Raw genomic sequence first — 16896 nt, 5'->3', positions numbered from 1 at the left:
ATAGCCTACATGCGCTCCGGCGCGGAAACGCCGACAAGACGCAGTACGTTCGCAATAGCAGTACGAGTCGCACCAAGCAGGGCGAAGCGCGCTTGCGTTTGAGCCGCGTCTTCGGTAATGACGCGATCTGCACGGTAATAGCTGTGGAACAGCGACGCCAGTTCATAGACGTAGCGAATCAGGCGATGTGGTGCGTATTGCGATGCGGCATCCGCGATTTCCTGCGGCAGCTCGCCGATTTTGCGTAGAAGATCGAATTCATGTTCCGTGGTCAGCTGGCTCAGATCCACTTCCGCAAGCGGCAGGATCGCAATGCCTTGCTCTTCGGCCTGACGGAAAATGCTGCAGATCCGCGCATGTGCGTACTGCACATAGAATACCGGATTCTCATTGGAAGTCGAGATCGCGAGATCCATATCAAAATCAAGATGGGAGTCCATTGAACGCATCGTGAAGAAGTAACGAATGGCGTCGATGCCGACTTCTTCGCGCAGATCCTCCATGGTAACGGCTTTGCCTGTCCGCTTGGACATTTTGACCTTCTCGCCATTCTGGAACAAGCTCACCATCTGTGCGATCAGAACGACCAGCTTCTGCGGATCGTTGCCCAGTGCTTCCATTGCCGCTTTCACACGCGGAATGTAGCCGTGGTGGTCGGCGCCCCAAATGTTGATCATTTTGTCGAAGCCGCGGCCGAATTTGTCGCGGTGGTAGGCGATGTCCGGCGTCAAATACGTGTACGATCCGTCATTCTTCACAAGCACGCGATTCTTGTCGTCTCCGTAAGCCATCGTGTTCAGCCACGTAGCGCCGCCTTCTTCGAATACTTGACCGCGCTCGCGGAGCGCTGCCAGCGCCTGCTCGACTTGGCCGGACTTGTAGAGTGACGTCTCGCTGAACCATTCGTCGAATTCCACGCGGAAGTCGCCGAGGTCGCGTTTGATCTTATTCAGCTCACGCTCCAAGCCGTAGTCACGGAAGAAGGTGAAACGCTCTTCGTCGGACAGCGACAGCAGACGGTCTCCTTCGGAATCGGCGAGTTCCTTCGCGAAGCCCTTGATGTCTTCGCCGTGGTAACCGTCTTCCGGCATTGCCGCATCTTGGCCAAGCGCCTGCTTGTAACGTGCCTCAATAGAAAGTGCCAGATTGGCAACCTGGTTGCCCGCATCGTTAATGTAGTACTCTCTCGTAACCTTGTACCCTGCAAAATCAAGCACATTACATAGTGCGTCGCCAACCGCCGCACCACGAGCATGACCCAAATGCAGGCTGCCTGTCGGATTGGCACTGACGAACTCTACTTGCACCTTTTCTCCTGCACCAGTATCTATGCGTCCGTAATCGGCACCTTGCTCAAGCACTTGACCGACAACCGGATACAAGTAGCTGCGGTCCATCCGGAAGTTAATGAAGCCGGGACCGGCGATTTCGGCGCCTTGAATAGAAGCCTTCTTCATATCCAGGTTCGCAATGATCGCTTCAGCGATTTGACGCGGGTTCTTCTTCGCCAGCTTCGTCAGCTGCATCGCCGCGTTGGTGGCGAGATCGCCATGCGCCTTATCCTTCGGTACTTCCAGCACAAATACCGGAAGCTCTTCCCGGGCTGCGAGCCCTGCTGTTACGACCGCATCCGCGATCGCTTGTTTCACCTGCTCATGCAGCTGTACTATCACATTCGTTGTCATGTAAGTCTTCAATCCCCCTGGTTCGCTTATCAATCATTCAATTCATCAATCTTTCAATCATTCATTCGCAAAAAATCAATCTAGGTCAACGGCTCCTGCTCCTGCTCTTGCGCCTGCAGCCGAAGCTGGAACTCGCCTGTCGGTTCATCATTAACAAGCAGTGTATAATGCCATTCGAGCAGCATCGGCAGATCCGGCTTTAACTCGCCGTCGCTCGGTCCGGTCTTGGTTAAATCACCAAACTGAACCCAGAGCAGCTTCGTCTCCGTCTCCAAATGAAAGGCGGCATGCGCCGATTCATAATGACCGGTACGCTTGGTGCCTGCGACAAATGTCTGCAGCGACTCCACATCGCCGCGGCGCGTGACACTAAGCTCGCCGTCGCGATAGCGAATAATCGTCCGCACGACGCTGTCGCCTTCACCATCGCTCGTTTCCTCGTATCGGACAAATACAGAGGAGCCTTTGCGAAACCACTCACCGCTAAACGTATTCTGTTCCACTTCCCCATCGATGTCGCTTCTCAGTGATATCGTTACATTCGCTCTGTCTGTCATGATCACGGTCTCCCGTCGCCTGAAATGCTTATGTCCTCACTATATACAGGAGCACCTCTAATTTCAATGCCTGCGCCTATGGACAAGCGCTTCTAGATCTGTTCCGGCGTCCGTAACCCGAGCAGGGCCAGCCCTGAACGCAGTACGCCTGCAACCGCCGCAGTCAGCAGCAGCTTCGCTTCGGTTTCCGCTGGGTCATCTGTCAGAATGCGTTCCTGGTGATAGAAACGATTGAAGCGTTTGGCTGCATCGAGCAGGAAACGTGCCACAACCGCCGGTTCATTCTGGCGAAGCGCGCCGGCAATCGCTTCGGGGTAGGCAGCCAGCAGCTTCATGCACTCCCATGCCGCCGCCCCCGAGAGATAGCTGGCCAGCTCACTGCCGGTAACAGCCCCGGATAAGCTGCGCGATTCGGTTTCCGCCAGCGTCAGCTTCCCTTTGGCCAGCAGCTTGAATGCTCTTGCCGCGGTGTACTGCACATACGGACCGGTTTCTCCTTCGAAGCGAAGCGCTTCATCCAGCGAGAAATCCACCTCCAGCATCCGATGGTGAAGCAAGTCACCGAACACAATCGCACCAATACCCACTGCCTCAGCGGTATCCCGTGCATCCGCCAGATCCGGATTTTTCTCTGCAATAATCGCCGCAGCCTTGGATACCGCCTCGTCCAGCACCTCATCCAGGAAGATAACCTGACCTCTGCGCGTGGACATCTTACGGCCTTCGAATTTCATCAGCCCAAATGCCAGATGGCGGCACTGGTCTGCCACTTCTTCACCCATACGCTTCAAGACGGCGAACACTTGTTGAAAATGCAGCTTCTGCTCCGCGCCTACCACATACAGCAGCAAATCCCCGCCCATCTCCTTCTTCCGATAGAGCGCCGTAGCGAGATCGCGCGTAGGGTAGATGGTCGTGCCGTCCGACTTCAGGATGAGGCATGGCGGCAAGCCTTCCTCTTCCAAACGGACCACCTGCGCACCGTCGCTTTCTTCAAGGAGCTCTAGCTCTTGCAAGCGAGAGACGACAGCAGCCATCTTGTCGTTATAGAAGCTCTCACCCAGCGTATAGTCGAACTGCACACCAAGACGACTGTACACACGGTCAAATTCCTCCATGCTGAACGATACAAAATAACGCCACAATCGGTGCGCTTCCTCATCGTCGTTCTCCAGCTTCCAGAACCAGTGGCGCGCCTTTTCTTCCAAAGTCGGGTCCTTCTCCGCTTCCTCATGGAACTTGACGTACAAACGCAAGCTCTCACGAATCGGCTCTTCCTTAAGCTTCGCTTCGTCGCCCCAGCGCATATACGCTTCCATCAGCTTGCCGAATTGCGTGCCCCAGTCGCCGATATGGTTGACGGTGACAACCTCATAGCCACAGCTGCGGTACATCTGAGCGAGCGCATTGCCGATCATCGTAGAACGCAGGTGACCGACGCCGAAAGGTTTGGCAATATTCGGAGAGGACATATCCATGATGACGCGCTGACCTGCCCCGATCTGCGATTGCCCGAAGTCGGCAAGCAGCAGCGGCGCAAGGAGCCTCGGTGCCCACTCTTCCCGTACGAGGAAGAGATTCAAGTAAGGGCCCTTGGCTTCGGCGCGAAAAGTCGGTGACACGCCCGTGCCGGCACCGGCACCGCCGATCCGCTCCGCGAGCTCTGCGGCTATTGCCGCCGGCGCGCGCTTCAGTTCACGCGATAGGGCAAAGCAAGGGAATGCGACATCACCAAGCTCCGGATTTGGCGGGAGCTCCAGCAGCGATACGATGTCTTCGTAAGTCAGCGTCGGTACATACGGCTGCAGCTGTGCAGCGGTCCACTGCAATAACAGGTTCATCATGATCATCCTCCCCGAATGTGGTCACAACCCTCTTGAGACAAATAAAACCCCCGTCTCTAATAAAGAGACGGAGGTTGATTTCCGCGGTACCACTCTTCTGGTTTTCATTATGGCTGCACGAACAACGAACTGCAAACAGCGGCGGCCATGCCGAAAACCTCTCAAGCACGATAACGGGGTGACCGGATTCATCTACTTACAGAGACAGAGGCGTATGAACTTCAATCGAGCCGCCGCACTGCATGATTCAATGAATCTACTCCCGGGTCCGCTTCCCTTACGCCGCTGCGCCGGCTTTCACCAAGGATGATTCGCTCATCCAGCCCGGCTCGCTGCTAGCACCGATCTGCAAGGTACTGTCCCGTTCATCGTATGTAGCTGTTATAACTGACTGTATTTCCCCTATTATATGCAACCTCGCCAAAAATGCAAGCCTCTTTATGAGGTTTGCCTAGGTCTGCTCGAGCGGAATTAAATAAGGCAGCACTATCCGCCAAGCTTCGATCCGATCTGCAGTCGAGCGCATCGCAGCCGTTGGTATCGGACTGGTCGACGGCAGCTTGAGCAGCGTGATCCTGCTGAGTTCGGGCAAGCTCCGGAAATACTTTAAGAACGTGTCATGCGACTTGGCCCCGTTACACACAATGCAGCTAATCTCCGGATATTCCGCAAGCAAGCCCGGAATGTCATTGGGCTGTTCCTCGCGAATGTTCACGTCGAGGCTGCCCTCTCGCTGGCAAGAGGCAATTACATCCCAGAGCGCAATTCCACGAGCCTTGGCAAAAGCGAGCCGTTCCTCGTATTCTTCAGCCGGCGTTTGGCCGAACAAGCCATACACCACCGGCCATAGATGATTGCGCGGATGAGCGTAATATTGATGCTTCGCAAGCGAAGCCGTTCCAGGCATGCTGCCAAGGACAAGCACCCGCGCACGAGCGCCGATCTCCGGCGGAAATGAATGTACTCTCATGAAGCAGTCCCTCCCCCTCTTCTCCATAGGAAAACAGAAAGAGACGTATTAATCAAGCCCCATCTAGAGCTGGGGCGATGCCGGCGGCGTGCCGGTCAGCCGTTCTATTTTGCGACATATATCATGCTGCCACTCCGTATCGCCTGTCATCGAAGCCAGCAGCGAGAGATTGTACAAATTCGCAACTTGTCGGCAAATCATCGCGTTCACCGCCAAGCAATGCTCAAAATCCGCCAGCTCTTCCGCCGAGAGCTGCCTCTTGCTACGTACCGTCCACAGCTCCGCGAGCCGCTCGTGAATTGGCAATAAGCTCATAACTTGCTCGCCCCCTCAATTGTTAGACTACTACTATTCATTATGACCAAAAAATGAAGCCCTAAGCGGTGGGCATACGGTAGTACTCTAACCAGAGCTGCTTTATTGTTATTTTATAGCTGATTCCGGCACTCTGAAACTTGACCGCCGAAAAAGAAGAAGCCTGATTTGGAAGGGGATTACGGGCGGATTATGGGGATTTAGCGTGCGAATTCAGGAGCGATTATAGGGGTGATTCAAGGAATGGATAAAGGAATGGATTGAGGGAGCAATAAAGCTTGCCGAGAAAATCTAACGAATCGTAGTAGCCTTATTCGGCCGATATTCGCGATTTCTATAATCTAACGAACCGTAGGGGTCTTATTCTGGGATAATCGGCTCCAATATACTCAAAACCTTCAAATAAGGCCTGTTCGGTTCGTTAGAATTTTCTCAAGGCTTTTTTCGGGCAAATAAGGCCTGTACGGTTCGTTAGAATTTTCTCGATGCTCTATTCGACAAATAGCACCTGTACGGTCGTTAGCGTATTCGCGATCCACAACCCGCATGCAGCCCATGCTAGGAGCCCCTCATTTTCTAACCAACAAAAAAGGACGGGAGCATCGCCCCCATCCTTCGCTATTATTTAATAAAGCCAAGCAGCATTTCGCGGATGACTTTCGCCGCGACGATTTGTGTTTGTTCTGTCGGGTCGTAGGCCGGTGCTACCTCAACAAGGTCACAGCCGACAATGTTAACGCCGGAACGAGCGATCGCGTGAACCGCATCGATCAATTCCTTCGACGTGATGCCGCCGGCTTCCGCCGTACCTGTTCCCGGTGCTGCCGATGGATCCAGCACGTCGATGTCGATCGTCAGATAGACAGGACGGCCTTCAAGCTCAGGCAGTACTTTCTTCAGTGGCTCAAGCACTTCGAACGGGTGGAAATTGATGTTCTCGCGCGCAAATTGCCACTCTTCGCGGGAGCCGGAACGGATACCGAATTGGTAGACGTTCTTGCCGCCGATTAGGCCGGCTGCTTTGCGAAGCGGTGTGGAGTGCGAAAGCGGTTCGCCTTCGTACGACTCGCGCAGATCCGCATGGGCATCAAAGTGAATGATTGCCATGTCCGGGTACTTCTTGTATACCTCTTGGAAAATCGGCCACGAAACGAGATGCTCGCCGCCAAGTCCTACAGGCATTTTGCCGTCATCCAACACGCCGCGAACGAATTCACCGATCACCTCAAGCGAGCGAGCCGCGTTGCCGAAAGGCAGCAGCAAATCGCCTGCGTCGAAATATTCGATATCTTCTAAACTGCGATCCAGGTACGGGCTGTACTCTTCCAGACCGATCGACACTTCGCGAATACGCGGAGGGCCGAAACGGGAGCCTGGGCGGAACGATACGGTAAAGTCCATCGGCATACCGTAAATAACGGCTTTGGACGTGTTATAGTCATCCGAGCTAAGGATAAACACGTTGCCGGAATATTTTTGATCGAGTTTCATAGGTTGTGTAGGTCTCCTCTTACTTCACCAGGTCTTCCACAAATTTCGGCAGAACGAAAGCCGCTTTGTGCAGACGTGGGGAGTAATATTTAGTGTCGATCTCCGGGATGCTGGACTCGTCCACTTCAAGCGGATCGTATTTCTTGCTGCCCATTGTGAATGTCCACAGGCCGCTCGGGTACGTTGGAACGTTAGCCCAGTATACGCGGACGATCGGGAACACTTCTTTCACATCGCGGTTTACGTTCGAGATCAGCTCCGGTGTAAACCAAGGATTGTCCGTTTGTGCTACGAAAATACCGTCTTCCTTCAGTGCATCGTAGATGCCTTGGTAGAAGCCGCGTGTAAACAGGTTTACCGCAGGGCCAACCGGCTCCGTGGAGTCAACCATAACCACATCGTACTCGTTCTTGTGATCGTGGATGTGCATGAAGCCGTCGTTAACGATCACTTCTACACGAGGGTCGTCCAGACCGCAAGCGATTTGTGGAAGGTACTTCTTGGAGTATTCGATTACTTTGCCATCGATGTCAACCAGAACAGCCTTCTCTACGCTCGGGTGTTTCAGGATTTCGCGGATTACGCCGCCGTCGCCGCCGCCAACAACAAGCACTTTGCGCGGATTCGGATGCGTGTATAGAACCGGGTGAGCAACCATTTCGTGATAAACCCACTCGTCTTTATCTGTTGTCATTACCATGCCGTCCAGAACAAGCATCGTGCCGAACTCTTCCGTCTCGATCATATCGAGCTGTTGGAATTCCGTTTGCTCGCTGACATACGTTTCTTTTACTTTCATCGTAATCCCATAAGTCGGGGTCTGTTTCTCCGTGTACCACAATTCCATTGTTAAGTCCCTACTTTCGTTTATGTAGTGGTGCTATTGATCATATGGTCCAATGTTTCAATCTGTATTATAAGTTAACGGGGGGAAAAAGCAACCTTTTGCCAGCGTCGCACAAAAATTTCATATTAAGCAAACCCTCTTGCTGAATAGGGTGTCCCATTGTTTTCCATACTAGTTGGATGAAGCGGACTTTCTTTCGGTTAGGAGACTTGCACATGAAAAGATGGTTGAAACCTATATTCAGGCAGGGCGGCGCGATGAAGCGTCGACTGCCTGTTTCTATTCAATTGGAAAAATGGATGCCGCTGCTGAAGCATGTTAAGCGGTGGCTGATTTATTCAGGCGCTGCACTGCTGGTGCTGTTTATATGTGCCTTCGGCTTCCTCTATTATTTGCGGGAACAGGCACTCCCCGCTTCGGCGATCAGCCAAACCTCGCAAATGCTTGACGCACAGGGCCATATCATCGACACGTTTCATGCCGGCGAGAACCGCCAATCGGTACCTTTGAAGCAAATTTCCCCTTATCTTGTAGAGGCGACGCTCGCCATCGAGGATCAGCGTTTCTACGACCATCTCGGCTTTGATATGAAAGGGATGGCCCGTGCAGCGGTCGTTAATGTCGAGAACATGTCGCGCAAGCAAGGGGCCAGCACGCTGACCCAGCAGCTCGCCCGCAACCTGTATTTGACGCATGAGCGGACCTGGTCGCGCAAGCTGAAGGAAGCCATGTACACGATTCAGCTGGAGATGCATTACTCGAAGGATGAGATTTTGGCGCTGTATTTGAACCAAATCTATTACGGTCACGGTGCCTATGGCGCAGAAGCCGCAGCGGAGCTGTATTACGGGAAACACGCGTCGGAGCTTACTTTAGCCGAAAGCGCGATGCTTGCGGGTATTCCGAAAGGCCCTAAATACTACTCTCCCTATATGGATATGAAGAACGCGAAGGATAGGCAGCGCACCATCCTCCAAACGATGGTGGATCAAGGGATTCTGCTGCAGCCTGATGCTGAAGCGGCAGGCGCCGAGCTGCTTCGGTTCGTGCCGCTCGGAGCGAGCAAGCAAGCCGGAACTGCGCCATACTTCCGCGATTATGTACGGTATATGGCGGTCGATAAGCTTGGCATCGACGAGCGGACGATGAGCGAAGGCGGCATTCGCATCTATACGACGCTGGATCCCGATGCGCAGCGTGCGGCGGAAGAGGCTGTCGCTTCCGGAATACCGGCGGATTCCGAGCAGCAGGCTGCGCTCGTCTCCGTCGATCCGCGTACCGGCTACATCAAGGCGATGGTCGGCGGCCGCGATTATAGGACCAATCAGTATAATCGGGTTTTTGCCAAGACGCGGCAGCCGGGGTCGGCTTTTAAACCGATCCTATATCTGACTGCCTTGCAAGAAGGTGTGTTGACGCCTGTTTCGCAGTATAAAAGCACACCTACAATCTTCACCTATGATGAAGGCCGTAAGACGTATTCGCCGAGCAACTACAACAGCAAATACGTCGGCGATTTCATTAATATGCGTCAGGCCATCGCAAGCTCCGACAACATCTATGCGGTCAATTCCATCATGACCGTCGGACCGGAGAAGGTCATCGCCATGGCTCGGAAGCTTGGCATCGAGAGCCCGATGAAGCCGGTTCCATCCTTAGCGCTCGGCACATTCCCTGTAAGTCCCTTCGAGATGGCGTCAGCCTTCAGCGCGTTCGCTAACGGCGGTGTACGCATGGAGCCAACGGCAATCCTGCGCATTGAGGATGCCAAAGGCGAGGTGCTGTATGAAGCGCAGCCCGCTTCCTCCACCGTGGTCGATGCCGCGCATGCTTATGTGCTCACCAGCCTGATGGAGAGCGTGTTCGAAACCGGCGGAACCGGCAACCGCGTATCGGCGATGATTAAGCGCCCTGTCGCCGGCAAAACCGGCACGACCGCGACGGACGCTTGGCTCGTCGGCTATACGCCGGAGCTGGCCACCGCGGTATGGGTCGGCTACGATAAAGGCCGCAAGCTGACGCCTGTAGAAGCGCGCCGTGCCGCGCCGATCTTCGCCTCCTATACGGAAGCTGCGCTGTCCGCCATTCCGCCGAAGATCTTCCCGCTGCCGGATGGCGTCGTATCCGTCTACATCGATCCGCAGAGCGGCAAACTCGCCGGGAAGTCTTGCCCGGACCGGCGGCTCGAATCATTCGTCAGCGGCACCGAGCCGGTAGAGGTGTGCGGCGTTCACGGCGAAGGCGATGCTGCGGGTTCGACGGACGACGGCGCGCAAGCCGAGCAGACGCGCCACTGGTGGAAGCACCTCAAGCGCTGGTGGTCGAATTAGCGCTTGGGGAGCGGATCGCGCCGCTTGGCCGCTGCGATGGGGCTTGCCGCGGGAGCGCGGGAGCTGGCCGCGGTTTTGCGGGGGCCGCTGCGATGCAGCGCGGAGAGGCTAGCCGCGGGTTAAGGGACCCGCGGTGCGGTGCTGCGGGGGCTGGCCGCGAAGCGCGGGGGCCGCTGCGGTGCAGCGCGGAGAGGCTAGCCGCGGGTTGAGGGACCCGCGGTGCAGTGCTGCGGGGGCTGACCGCGGAGCGCGGGAGCTGGCCGTGGGAGCGCCGGGGCCGCTGCGGTGCAGCGCGGAGGGGCTAGCCGCGGGTTGAGGGACCCGCGGTGCGGTGCTGCGGGAGCTGGCCGCGGTGCGGGTGGAAAAGGGTTGCTTCTTCATCCGAGTTCTCGGATGGTGTGAGGCAGCCCTTTTGTGCCGTTAGGCAATTTGGAGCGCATGTCGTACGCTTCTTCGTACGAATTCAGGCGTTGCACTCGTATGTAGACCTCCTCGTGCGCTTCTTGACTCGAAAACCCGCATTTGGCTCGCATGTAGACCTCCTCATACGCTTTTTGGCTCGAAAACTCGCATTCGGCTCCTATGTAGACCTCCTCGTGCGCTTCTTGACTCAAAAACCCGCATTTGGCTCGCATGTAGACCTCCTCGTACGCTTCTTGGCTCGAAAAACCGCATTTGGCTCGGATGTAGACCTCCTCATGCGCTTCTTGACTCAAAAACCCGCATTTGGCTCGCATGTAGACCTCCTCATACGCTTCTTGACTCGCATTTGGCTCGGATGTAGACCTCCTCGTACGCTTCTTGGCTCGAAAAACCGCATTTGGCTCGGATGTAGACCTTCTCATGCGCTTCTTGGCTCGAAAACTCGCATTTGGCTCTAATGTAGACCTCCTCGTGCGCTTCTTGACTCGAAAACCCGCATTTGGCTCGCATGTAGACCTCCTCGTGCGCTTCTTGGCTCGAAAACTCGCATTTGGCCTGTATGTAGACTTCCTCGTGCGCTTCTTGACTCGAAAACCCGCATTTGGCTCGCATGTAGACCTCCTCATACGCTTCTTGGCTCGAAAACTCGCATTTGGCTCATATGCTGCCACCTACAATCCTCTTACTAACCTCCAATATTCTATGAGCGGTATCCAGTACCCCACTTAAGCTAAATTCGTGGATTTCCGCTCAATGAACGGTAACCGGCACCTCTCCTCAAGCTAAATTGCTCTATTTCGTCCAAGGAACGATAACTGGTACCTCACATTGCGATCGCATCCAATAATGTGTGGTTCTGGGGACTACTCTTGGACTACTTTTGGTGTTTTCTCGCCAATGTGTGGTTCTGGGGACTACTCTTGGGCTACTTTCGGTGTTTTCTCGCTAATGTGTGGTTCTGGGGACTACTCTTGGGCTGCTTTCGTCGCTTTCCCACCATTGTGGCGCTCTTGGGGTTACTCCGTCGTGTGCTATTTCCTTCGTTTCCACGGCAAGCAAAGTGCGAAAGTGAGCGGTTGTGCGGATTGACACTCATTTTGCCGATTGGATAAGATAGCTGAGTAAGGGTTGTGGGAAATTGTGTAAGAGTCTACGTCTGATTCACCACTATGGAGAGGATGTGTTCGCTGTTGTCAGGACTACTCGGCAATAAAGTCATTACGCAAATCGGCATACTCGTTAACGATATCGACAAAGTGAGTCAGGCTTATGCGGATTTTTTTGGAATTGAGAAACCGCAGGCCATCATTACGGACACGCTGGATAAAGCGCAGACGGAATTTAACGGTGCTCCTACTCTTGCTCGGGCTAAGCTTGCTTTTATCGATATGGGCTCCTTGCAGCTTGAACTAATCGAACCGGATGAACATCCGAGCACGTGGCGAAATTATTTGGACGAGCATGGTGAGGGGCCGCATCATATCGCTTTTGAAATTGAAGGCATGAAAGAGAAGATTATGCTGCTGGAGGGTAAGGGTTTCCCGCTTCAGCAAAAGGGTGAATATACAGGCGGACGTTATGCTTATATCGATACCATTCCGGCACTGAAGGTGCTCGTGGAGCTGCTCGAGAACGACAAATAGGAGTGATCAATGAGCATGAATATACTACTAACTGGCGCTAGCCGCGGACTTGGTTTAGCAATGGCCGCCGAAGCACTAGAGCGCGGACATGCTGTTATTGCCGGGGTTCGCGATGTGGGCAGCGAGAAGCTGGCAGCTCTCGGGGCAGCATATGGAGAGCGACTTACGATCGCTGAGCTCGATGTTGCCAGCGAAGAGAGTGTGGCTCAGTTGGCTTCCACATTGAAGCGTGAAGGCCGAACACTCGGCGCAATCGTTAACAACGCAGCCATACTCAATGCGCGCAACACTCAAATTGAAGAGCTCGATATGAACGATGTCGCGCAAGCATTCGAAATTAATTTGTATGGGCCTATGCGGGTGGTGAAGCATTTTCTGCCTCTGCTTACGGAGGAGAATGGTGCGCTTCTAAATATCTCTTCCGAAGCAGGCAGCATTACGAACGCCTATCCGGGAGACTACCCCTACAGCATCTCGAAGACGGCGCTCAATATGTTCTCGCAGCAGCTTCATCGCTATTTGATGAATCGCCCTATTCAGGTGCTCAGCATTCACCCCGGCTGGATGAAGACCGATATGGGCGGCGAAAACGCCCCGACCGACCCACGTGCCAGTGCCCGCGGCATCGTGGACTTATTGGAGCGTCGCATAGTCCCGGAAGCGTTCCGTTTTCAATTCGTGGACTACACAGGCAAAGAAATGTCGATCTAGCCGGAAGGAGGGATGCACGCTTCAGTAGCGCATCTCTCCTTATGGGGACAATGTTGCAAAATGTGCAGCATTATTGCTCAGTATGATGCTGATTTCTTGAAATCCTGCTCAAAAAGCAAGATTTCGGCGCACGAGCAGGCTTATTCGGGGATAAAGTGATGTAATGTTGCAGTTTAAGCAACAATGATGCTGGATGATCGATAAAACAGATTGAATGCTGCATATTCCGCAATAATTGTGTCGCGTGTGTTGGGAAGGTAGTTTTAGTGAATTCTAATGGCCAATGCGTTGAGCTATGACGCGGGTTGCGGCGCGGGCGGCGGGCAGCGCGTTGAGCTACGCCGCGGGTTGCGGCGCGGGCGGCGGACAGCGCGTTGAGCTACGCAACGGGTTCTGCCGCGTTTGAGCAAAAAAGCCTCTGCAGCTACGGCAACTTGCCGTCTGCAGAGGCTTTTCTTATGTTTTCGACTGGAGCGCAGCAACGCCTTCCGTTGCATCGGCGGGTAAGGCGGCATCCGCCGTTCGCTCATCGCCGCTCCACAGCTCCTGGAAGGTCGCGCTTGTGCGCAGCAGCTCTTCGGCTGTGCCTTCCGCTTCGATGCGGCCGTCCTTCATGACGATAATATGATCGGCATGCGTCAATGCCGCTCTGCGGTGCGAAACGACCAAGCAGGTCGCGTCGCCTCTGCTCTGGAACAGCCGCTCCCACAGCTTCTGCTCGGTCTCGACGTCGAGCGCACTCGATACGTCGTCGAACACATAAAGCTGTGCGTCGCGCACGAGCATGCGCGCGGCTGCCGTCCGCTGCATCTGTCCGCCGGAGAGCTTCACGCCGCGCGGGCCGATCATCGTCTCCAGGCCGTTCTGCAAATGGTCGAGGTCATACTCCATCACGGCCGTATGAATCGCCTGCTGCAAGTCATCCCCCTGCTCCTGCTGACCGAGCAAAATATTGTTGCGCAGCGTATCGCTGTACATACGAGGGATTTGGGCCGAATATGCACTGTTCGACGGGGTGAAGAAGGTCCCTGAATCGTGAACCGGCTTCCCATTCCACGTAATCGTTCCTTCATCCTTCGGCAGCAGCCCCAGCAACGTGCGGACAAGTGTGGTCTTACCGGAACCGATTGCGCCGGTCACAACGGTGAACGATCCGCCCTTCAGCGCAAGCCGAATGTCCTCGATCCCTCTGCCCGTCTCCGGAAACCGGTAGGTTAAACCTTCGACCTCCAAAGTACGCAGTGGCTCACTAACAGCCTTATCAGCTTCTACCTTCACAGCTGCCACTGCCGTACTCTCCTTCATTGCGCTCCCTTTACCGAGCCGCAGGCCTTCCTTCAGTATAAGCACACCAGCCGGCGCGCCTTGAAGCAGCCCCTTTAGCCGATCCAGTGCTACACCCATCTGCTTGAAATACGTAATGAACTTGCCCACATTCGTGATGATTGAGGTAACGAACGTCAAGTAGTAGACAAACAACGAGAAATCACCGACGGTGAAGGTACCTCCCCGCAGCTTCTGACCAGCCAGCAGGAGGATGAGTCCGATGCCAAGGTTCACGGAATTCGTAAAGATGGAATCCAGCGCCTCGCCCATCAGCTTATCCTTCAGCATCGTTTGGCGCCTCGTATCATTAAACTTCCGGAACCGCTCAATGACACGTTCTTCAGCGCCTGCAATCTGAATGGCCTGCACATTGCCGAACATCTCGCTGATCGCCCCCGTCACATGAGAAGTCGCTTCGCGACTCGCCGCGCGGTACTTCTGCAATCTTGAGGTCGACAGCTGCGCAACCGCAATAACGATAACGAGCGGCACGAAAACCAGCAAGGTCATTTGCGCGTCGATCCCAATCAGAATATAGCTGGAAACCAAGGCGAAGCAGGTCATTCCGAACACATCGACCGACCAGCTGGCCGCTTCCTCGGACTGCTCCACGTCATCGCGGAAATAGCTGATTGCTTCTCCCGGCGAACAAGGAATCGCACGGGCACCGGGCTGCTTCAGCACATGCTTCAGCATGTTGCGCCGCAGCATCATCCCCATGCGGAAGCGAAAATTAACGTCGGTTATAAAACCGACAATGATTAGAACAACACGTGCGAGCGCCGCAGCGAGCAGCAGCGCGATGATCCCCCAAGTGCCCATCTTCAGCGAAGCGTCTCCCGTGAGCGAATCGAAGAACTCCTTCGTGATGAGCCCCGGTATAATAGGCACCATGTAAATGACCGTCCAGGCGGTCGCATTGATGACGTAACGCCATGTCCGGTACGTAATGAGCCCCATTAGAAATCGAAAAGTCGTCATACGAGCACCTCCTCAAGGCCGGTTGCCAGCATGGCACTGAAACGCGATGCCGGATCGGCTGCAAGCGCTGTTCTGCTGCCTGCTTCGATGACGCGGCCGTTCTCGAGAATCAGGATACTGTCAGCACGTTGTACGGTAGCCAATCGATGCGCAATGATAATACAAGAACGGTTCGCAAGCAGCGTGCTAATAGCCTGCTCAATGCGCTGCTCCGTCATCGGGTCAAGCCGCGAAGACGCCTCATCCATAATGACAAGACCCGGATTCGTCAGAAACACACGGGCAAAAGCCAGCAGCTGCGCTTCCCCCGCAGAGAGACTTCCGCCGCCGGAGGCGAGCCTGGTGTCCAGCCCCTCCGGCATCGCCTCATACCAGCTCGTTAACCCTAGCTGATGTAGGACGGCTATGATTTGCTCATCCGGTATCGAGTCATCATAGAAGGTCAGATTATCACGGATCGTGCCCTCCATAATTTCAATCGTCTGAGTAACCATGGCCACACGGTTGCGAAGCTGACTTAGCTTCAGCTCGCGGATATCCGTCCCACTCAAGGAGACGCTTCCTTCCTGCGGATCGTAGAACCGAAGCAGCAGCCGGGCAAGCGTCGACTTCCCGCTCCCCGTCCGGCCGAGCAAGCCTAGCACCTCGCCGGGCTTCAGGTCCAGAACCAATCGATCAAGCGTAGGCTCGCCCGTACCATCCTCGTAGCTAAAGGTGACTTCATCAAACTTCACACCGAGCGCACCCTCTGGAAGCGTTGCACCCGGTCCATCCACAAGAGCAGAACGCGTCTCGAATAAAGCGCGAATACGCGATATGCTGGCGTCCGCTTTCTGCAAATCCTCCATCTGCGTGCGAATCTTCTCAATCGGCTTTGCAAGCAGCTCTGTATAGTAGAAAATCAAATACACCGTACCAATCGAAATAGAGCCTGCCTTCCATAGATACGCACTAATAGCGAAGGCCATCGCATTCCCTAAAGCAAAAACAACGATGGTCGTGCTCCACATCGCGCCAAAACCAAGAAAAGCCTTCACGCGAAGCGGCAGCATCCGCTGCAGCATGCCGTAGAAGCGATTCATAACGAACCCTGATGCCCCGTTGGCCCGAATATCCTCCGTTCCTTCCAGCTGCTCGCCGATGAATCCGTACATATCGGCATTAGCTTGCCGCCAATCCTTCCACAGCGGTGCTGCCATCTTCCGTATACGCTGAATGACCAGAATGGCCAGAAACACAAACACCGTCATGCCTGTGCCGATCAACCAGCTCTCCCGAAACAGCAGAACCAAGATGCCCACCATCAGCAAGAAATTACCGACCAGATTAATGATCATGCTGGAGAAGAAATTCGCCAGCGCATTCACATCACCGTCTACCCGTTCAATAATAGCCCCGGATGTATGCGTCTTATGAAACGGCATATCCAGCGACAAGCAGTGAGCAGCCAAGTCGCCGCGCAGCACATTGGTAGTTTTCCAGCCTACGTTCTCACTGAAGTAGGTGGCTGCGACCGATACCGCCCCTTGCGCAAGGGAGAATCCAATAAACAAACAAGCTGCGATAAGAAGCGGCTTCATACTGCTTTCCGATTGTGCGGTATCAATAAAGAAGCGAATAATTTGAGGGTTGACGAGCTGCAAGCCAATCGATAGGAAGAGCAATAAGGCAAGGCCGATTAATGTCCGCTTCTGCGGGAGCAGATAGCGCCGGAGCAGCTCCGAATATTGATTGCGCGATACGCGCGGTAAATTCATTCCAGTTCCCCCTAAT

The 16896-nt window shown here is 54.5% G+C and carries 12 protein-coding genes and 1 other annotated feature; of the genes, 3 read left to right on the top strand and 9 right to left on the bottom strand.

Annotated elements, in window-relative coordinates:
- Positions 1-5: 5 nt before the first annotated feature.
- The 7 genes from argS (AC0YNS_RS25960) to speE all read right to left on the bottom strand — a co-directional run bounded on the left by argS (AC0YNS_RS25960) (position 6) and on the right by speE (position 7709).
- Complete coding sequence (gene argS, locus AC0YNS_RS25960) at positions 6-1685, bottom strand: arginine--tRNA ligase (RefSeq protein WP_475783830.1); 1680 nt, start codon at positions 1683-1685, stop codon at positions 6-8.
- Between the two features lie 80 nt (positions 1686-1765).
- The gene (locus AC0YNS_RS25955) at positions 1766-2242 is read right to left on the bottom strand and encodes a YwiB family protein (protein ID WP_475783829.1); all 477 of its coding nucleotides are present in this window, start codon (positions 2240-2242) and stop codon (positions 1766-1768) included.
- Positions 2243-2334: 92 nt separating this feature from the next.
- Positions 2335-4086, bottom strand: a complete 1752-nt coding sequence (gene argS, locus AC0YNS_RS25950) for an arginine--tRNA ligase (protein WP_475783828.1) — start codon at positions 4084-4086, stop codon at positions 2335-2337.
- Between the two features lie 60 nt (positions 4087-4146).
- Positions 4147-4464 (bottom strand) — a binding site (T-box leader).
- Between the two features lie 73 nt (positions 4465-4537).
- Complete coding sequence (locus tag AC0YNS_RS25945) at positions 4538-5056, bottom strand: DNA-deoxyinosine glycosylase (RefSeq protein ID WP_475783827.1); 519 nt, start codon at positions 5054-5056, stop codon at positions 4538-4540.
- Positions 5057-5119: 63 nt separating this feature from the next.
- Entirely contained in the window at positions 5120-5371 is a 252-nt protein-coding gene (locus tag AC0YNS_RS25940) for a DUF7667 family protein (protein WP_090985995.1), read from the bottom strand.
- A 621-nt stretch (positions 5372-5992) separates the two neighbouring features.
- On the bottom strand, positions 5993-6862 hold the full coding sequence (speB, locus tag AC0YNS_RS25935) for an agmatinase (protein WP_475783826.1): 870 nt from the start codon (positions 6860-6862) through the stop codon (positions 5993-5995).
- Positions 6863-6881: 19 nt separating this feature from the next.
- Positions 6882-7709, bottom strand: coding sequence for a polyamine aminopropyltransferase (gene speE / locus AC0YNS_RS25930; protein ID WP_475783825.1), 828 nt, complete (start codon positions 7707-7709; stop codon positions 6882-6884).
- A 299-nt stretch (positions 7710-8008) separates the two neighbouring features.
- Here speE and AC0YNS_RS25925 point away from each other — a divergent pair, with 299 nt between their 5' ends.
- From AC0YNS_RS25925 to AC0YNS_RS25915, 3 genes are all read left to right on the top strand, one after another.
- Positions 8009-10039, top strand: a complete 2031-nt coding sequence (locus tag AC0YNS_RS25925; RefSeq protein ID WP_475783852.1) for a transglycosylase domain-containing protein — start codon at positions 8009-8011, stop codon at positions 10037-10039.
- Between the two features lie 1610 nt (positions 10040-11649).
- Complete coding sequence (locus AC0YNS_RS25920) at positions 11650-12105, top strand: VOC family protein (RefSeq protein WP_475783851.1); 456 nt, start codon at positions 11650-11652, stop codon at positions 12103-12105.
- 15 nt (positions 12106-12120) lie between these two features.
- Positions 12121-12816, top strand: a complete 696-nt coding sequence (locus AC0YNS_RS25915) for an SDR family oxidoreductase (RefSeq protein WP_475783824.1) — start codon at positions 12121-12123, stop codon at positions 12814-12816.
- Between the two features lie 456 nt (positions 12817-13272).
- Here AC0YNS_RS25915 and AC0YNS_RS25910 read toward each other — a convergent pair whose 3' ends face one another.
- Positions 13273-15123, bottom strand: coding sequence for an ABC transporter ATP-binding protein (locus AC0YNS_RS25910; protein WP_475783823.1), 1851 nt, complete (start codon positions 15121-15123; stop codon positions 13273-13275).
- Complete coding sequence (locus AC0YNS_RS25905) at positions 15120-16880, bottom strand: ABC transporter ATP-binding protein (RefSeq protein ID WP_475783822.1); 1761 nt, start codon at positions 16878-16880, stop codon at positions 15120-15122. Before AC0YNS_RS25905 ends, AC0YNS_RS25910 begins: the two co-directional genes overlap by 4 nt.
- Between the last annotated feature and the right edge of the window lie 16 nt (positions 16881-16896).

The sequence above is a fragment of the Paenibacillus sp. J22FR21 genome (assembly GCF_056269135.1).
This window is presented reverse-complemented; position numbering and strand designations above follow the sequence as displayed.

Coding starts and splice junctions, on each gene's coding strand:
- AC0YNS_RS25925 (WP_475783852.1), top strand. CDS start 8,009: ATGCCGCTGCTGAAGCATGTTAAGCGGTGGCTGATTTATTCAGGCGCT.
- argS (WP_475783828.1), bottom strand. CDS start 4,086: ATGATGAACCTGTTATTGCAGTGGACCGCTGCACAGCTGCAGCCGTAT.
- AC0YNS_RS25905 (WP_475783822.1), bottom strand. CDS start 16,880: ATGAATTTACCGCGCGTATCGCGCAATCAATATTCGGAGCTGCTCCGG.
- speB (WP_475783826.1), bottom strand. CDS start 6,862: ATGAAACTCGATCAAAAATATTCCGGCAACGTGTTTATCCTTAGCTCG.
- AC0YNS_RS25955 (WP_475783829.1), bottom strand. CDS start 2,242: ATGACAGACAGAGCGAATGTAACGATATCACTGAGAAGCGACATCGAT.
- speE (WP_475783825.1), bottom strand. CDS start 7,709: ATGGAATTGTGGTACACGGAGAAACAGACCCCGACTTATGGGATTACG.
- AC0YNS_RS25915 (WP_475783824.1), top strand. CDS start 12,121: ATGAATATACTACTAACTGGCGCTAGCCGCGGACTTGGTTTAGCAATG.
- argS (WP_475783830.1), bottom strand. CDS start 1,685: ATGACAACGAATGTGATAGTACAGCTGCATGAGCAGGTGAAACAAGCG.
- AC0YNS_RS25910 (WP_475783823.1), bottom strand. CDS start 15,123: ATGACGACTTTTCGATTTCTAATGGGGCTCATTACGTACCGGACATGG.
- AC0YNS_RS25945 (WP_475783827.1), bottom strand. CDS start 5,056: ATGAGAGTACATTCATTTCCGCCGGAGATCGGCGCTCGTGCGCGGGTG.
- AC0YNS_RS25940 (WP_090985995.1), bottom strand. CDS start 5,371: ATGAGCTTATTGCCAATTCACGAGCGGCTCGCGGAGCTGTGGACGGTA.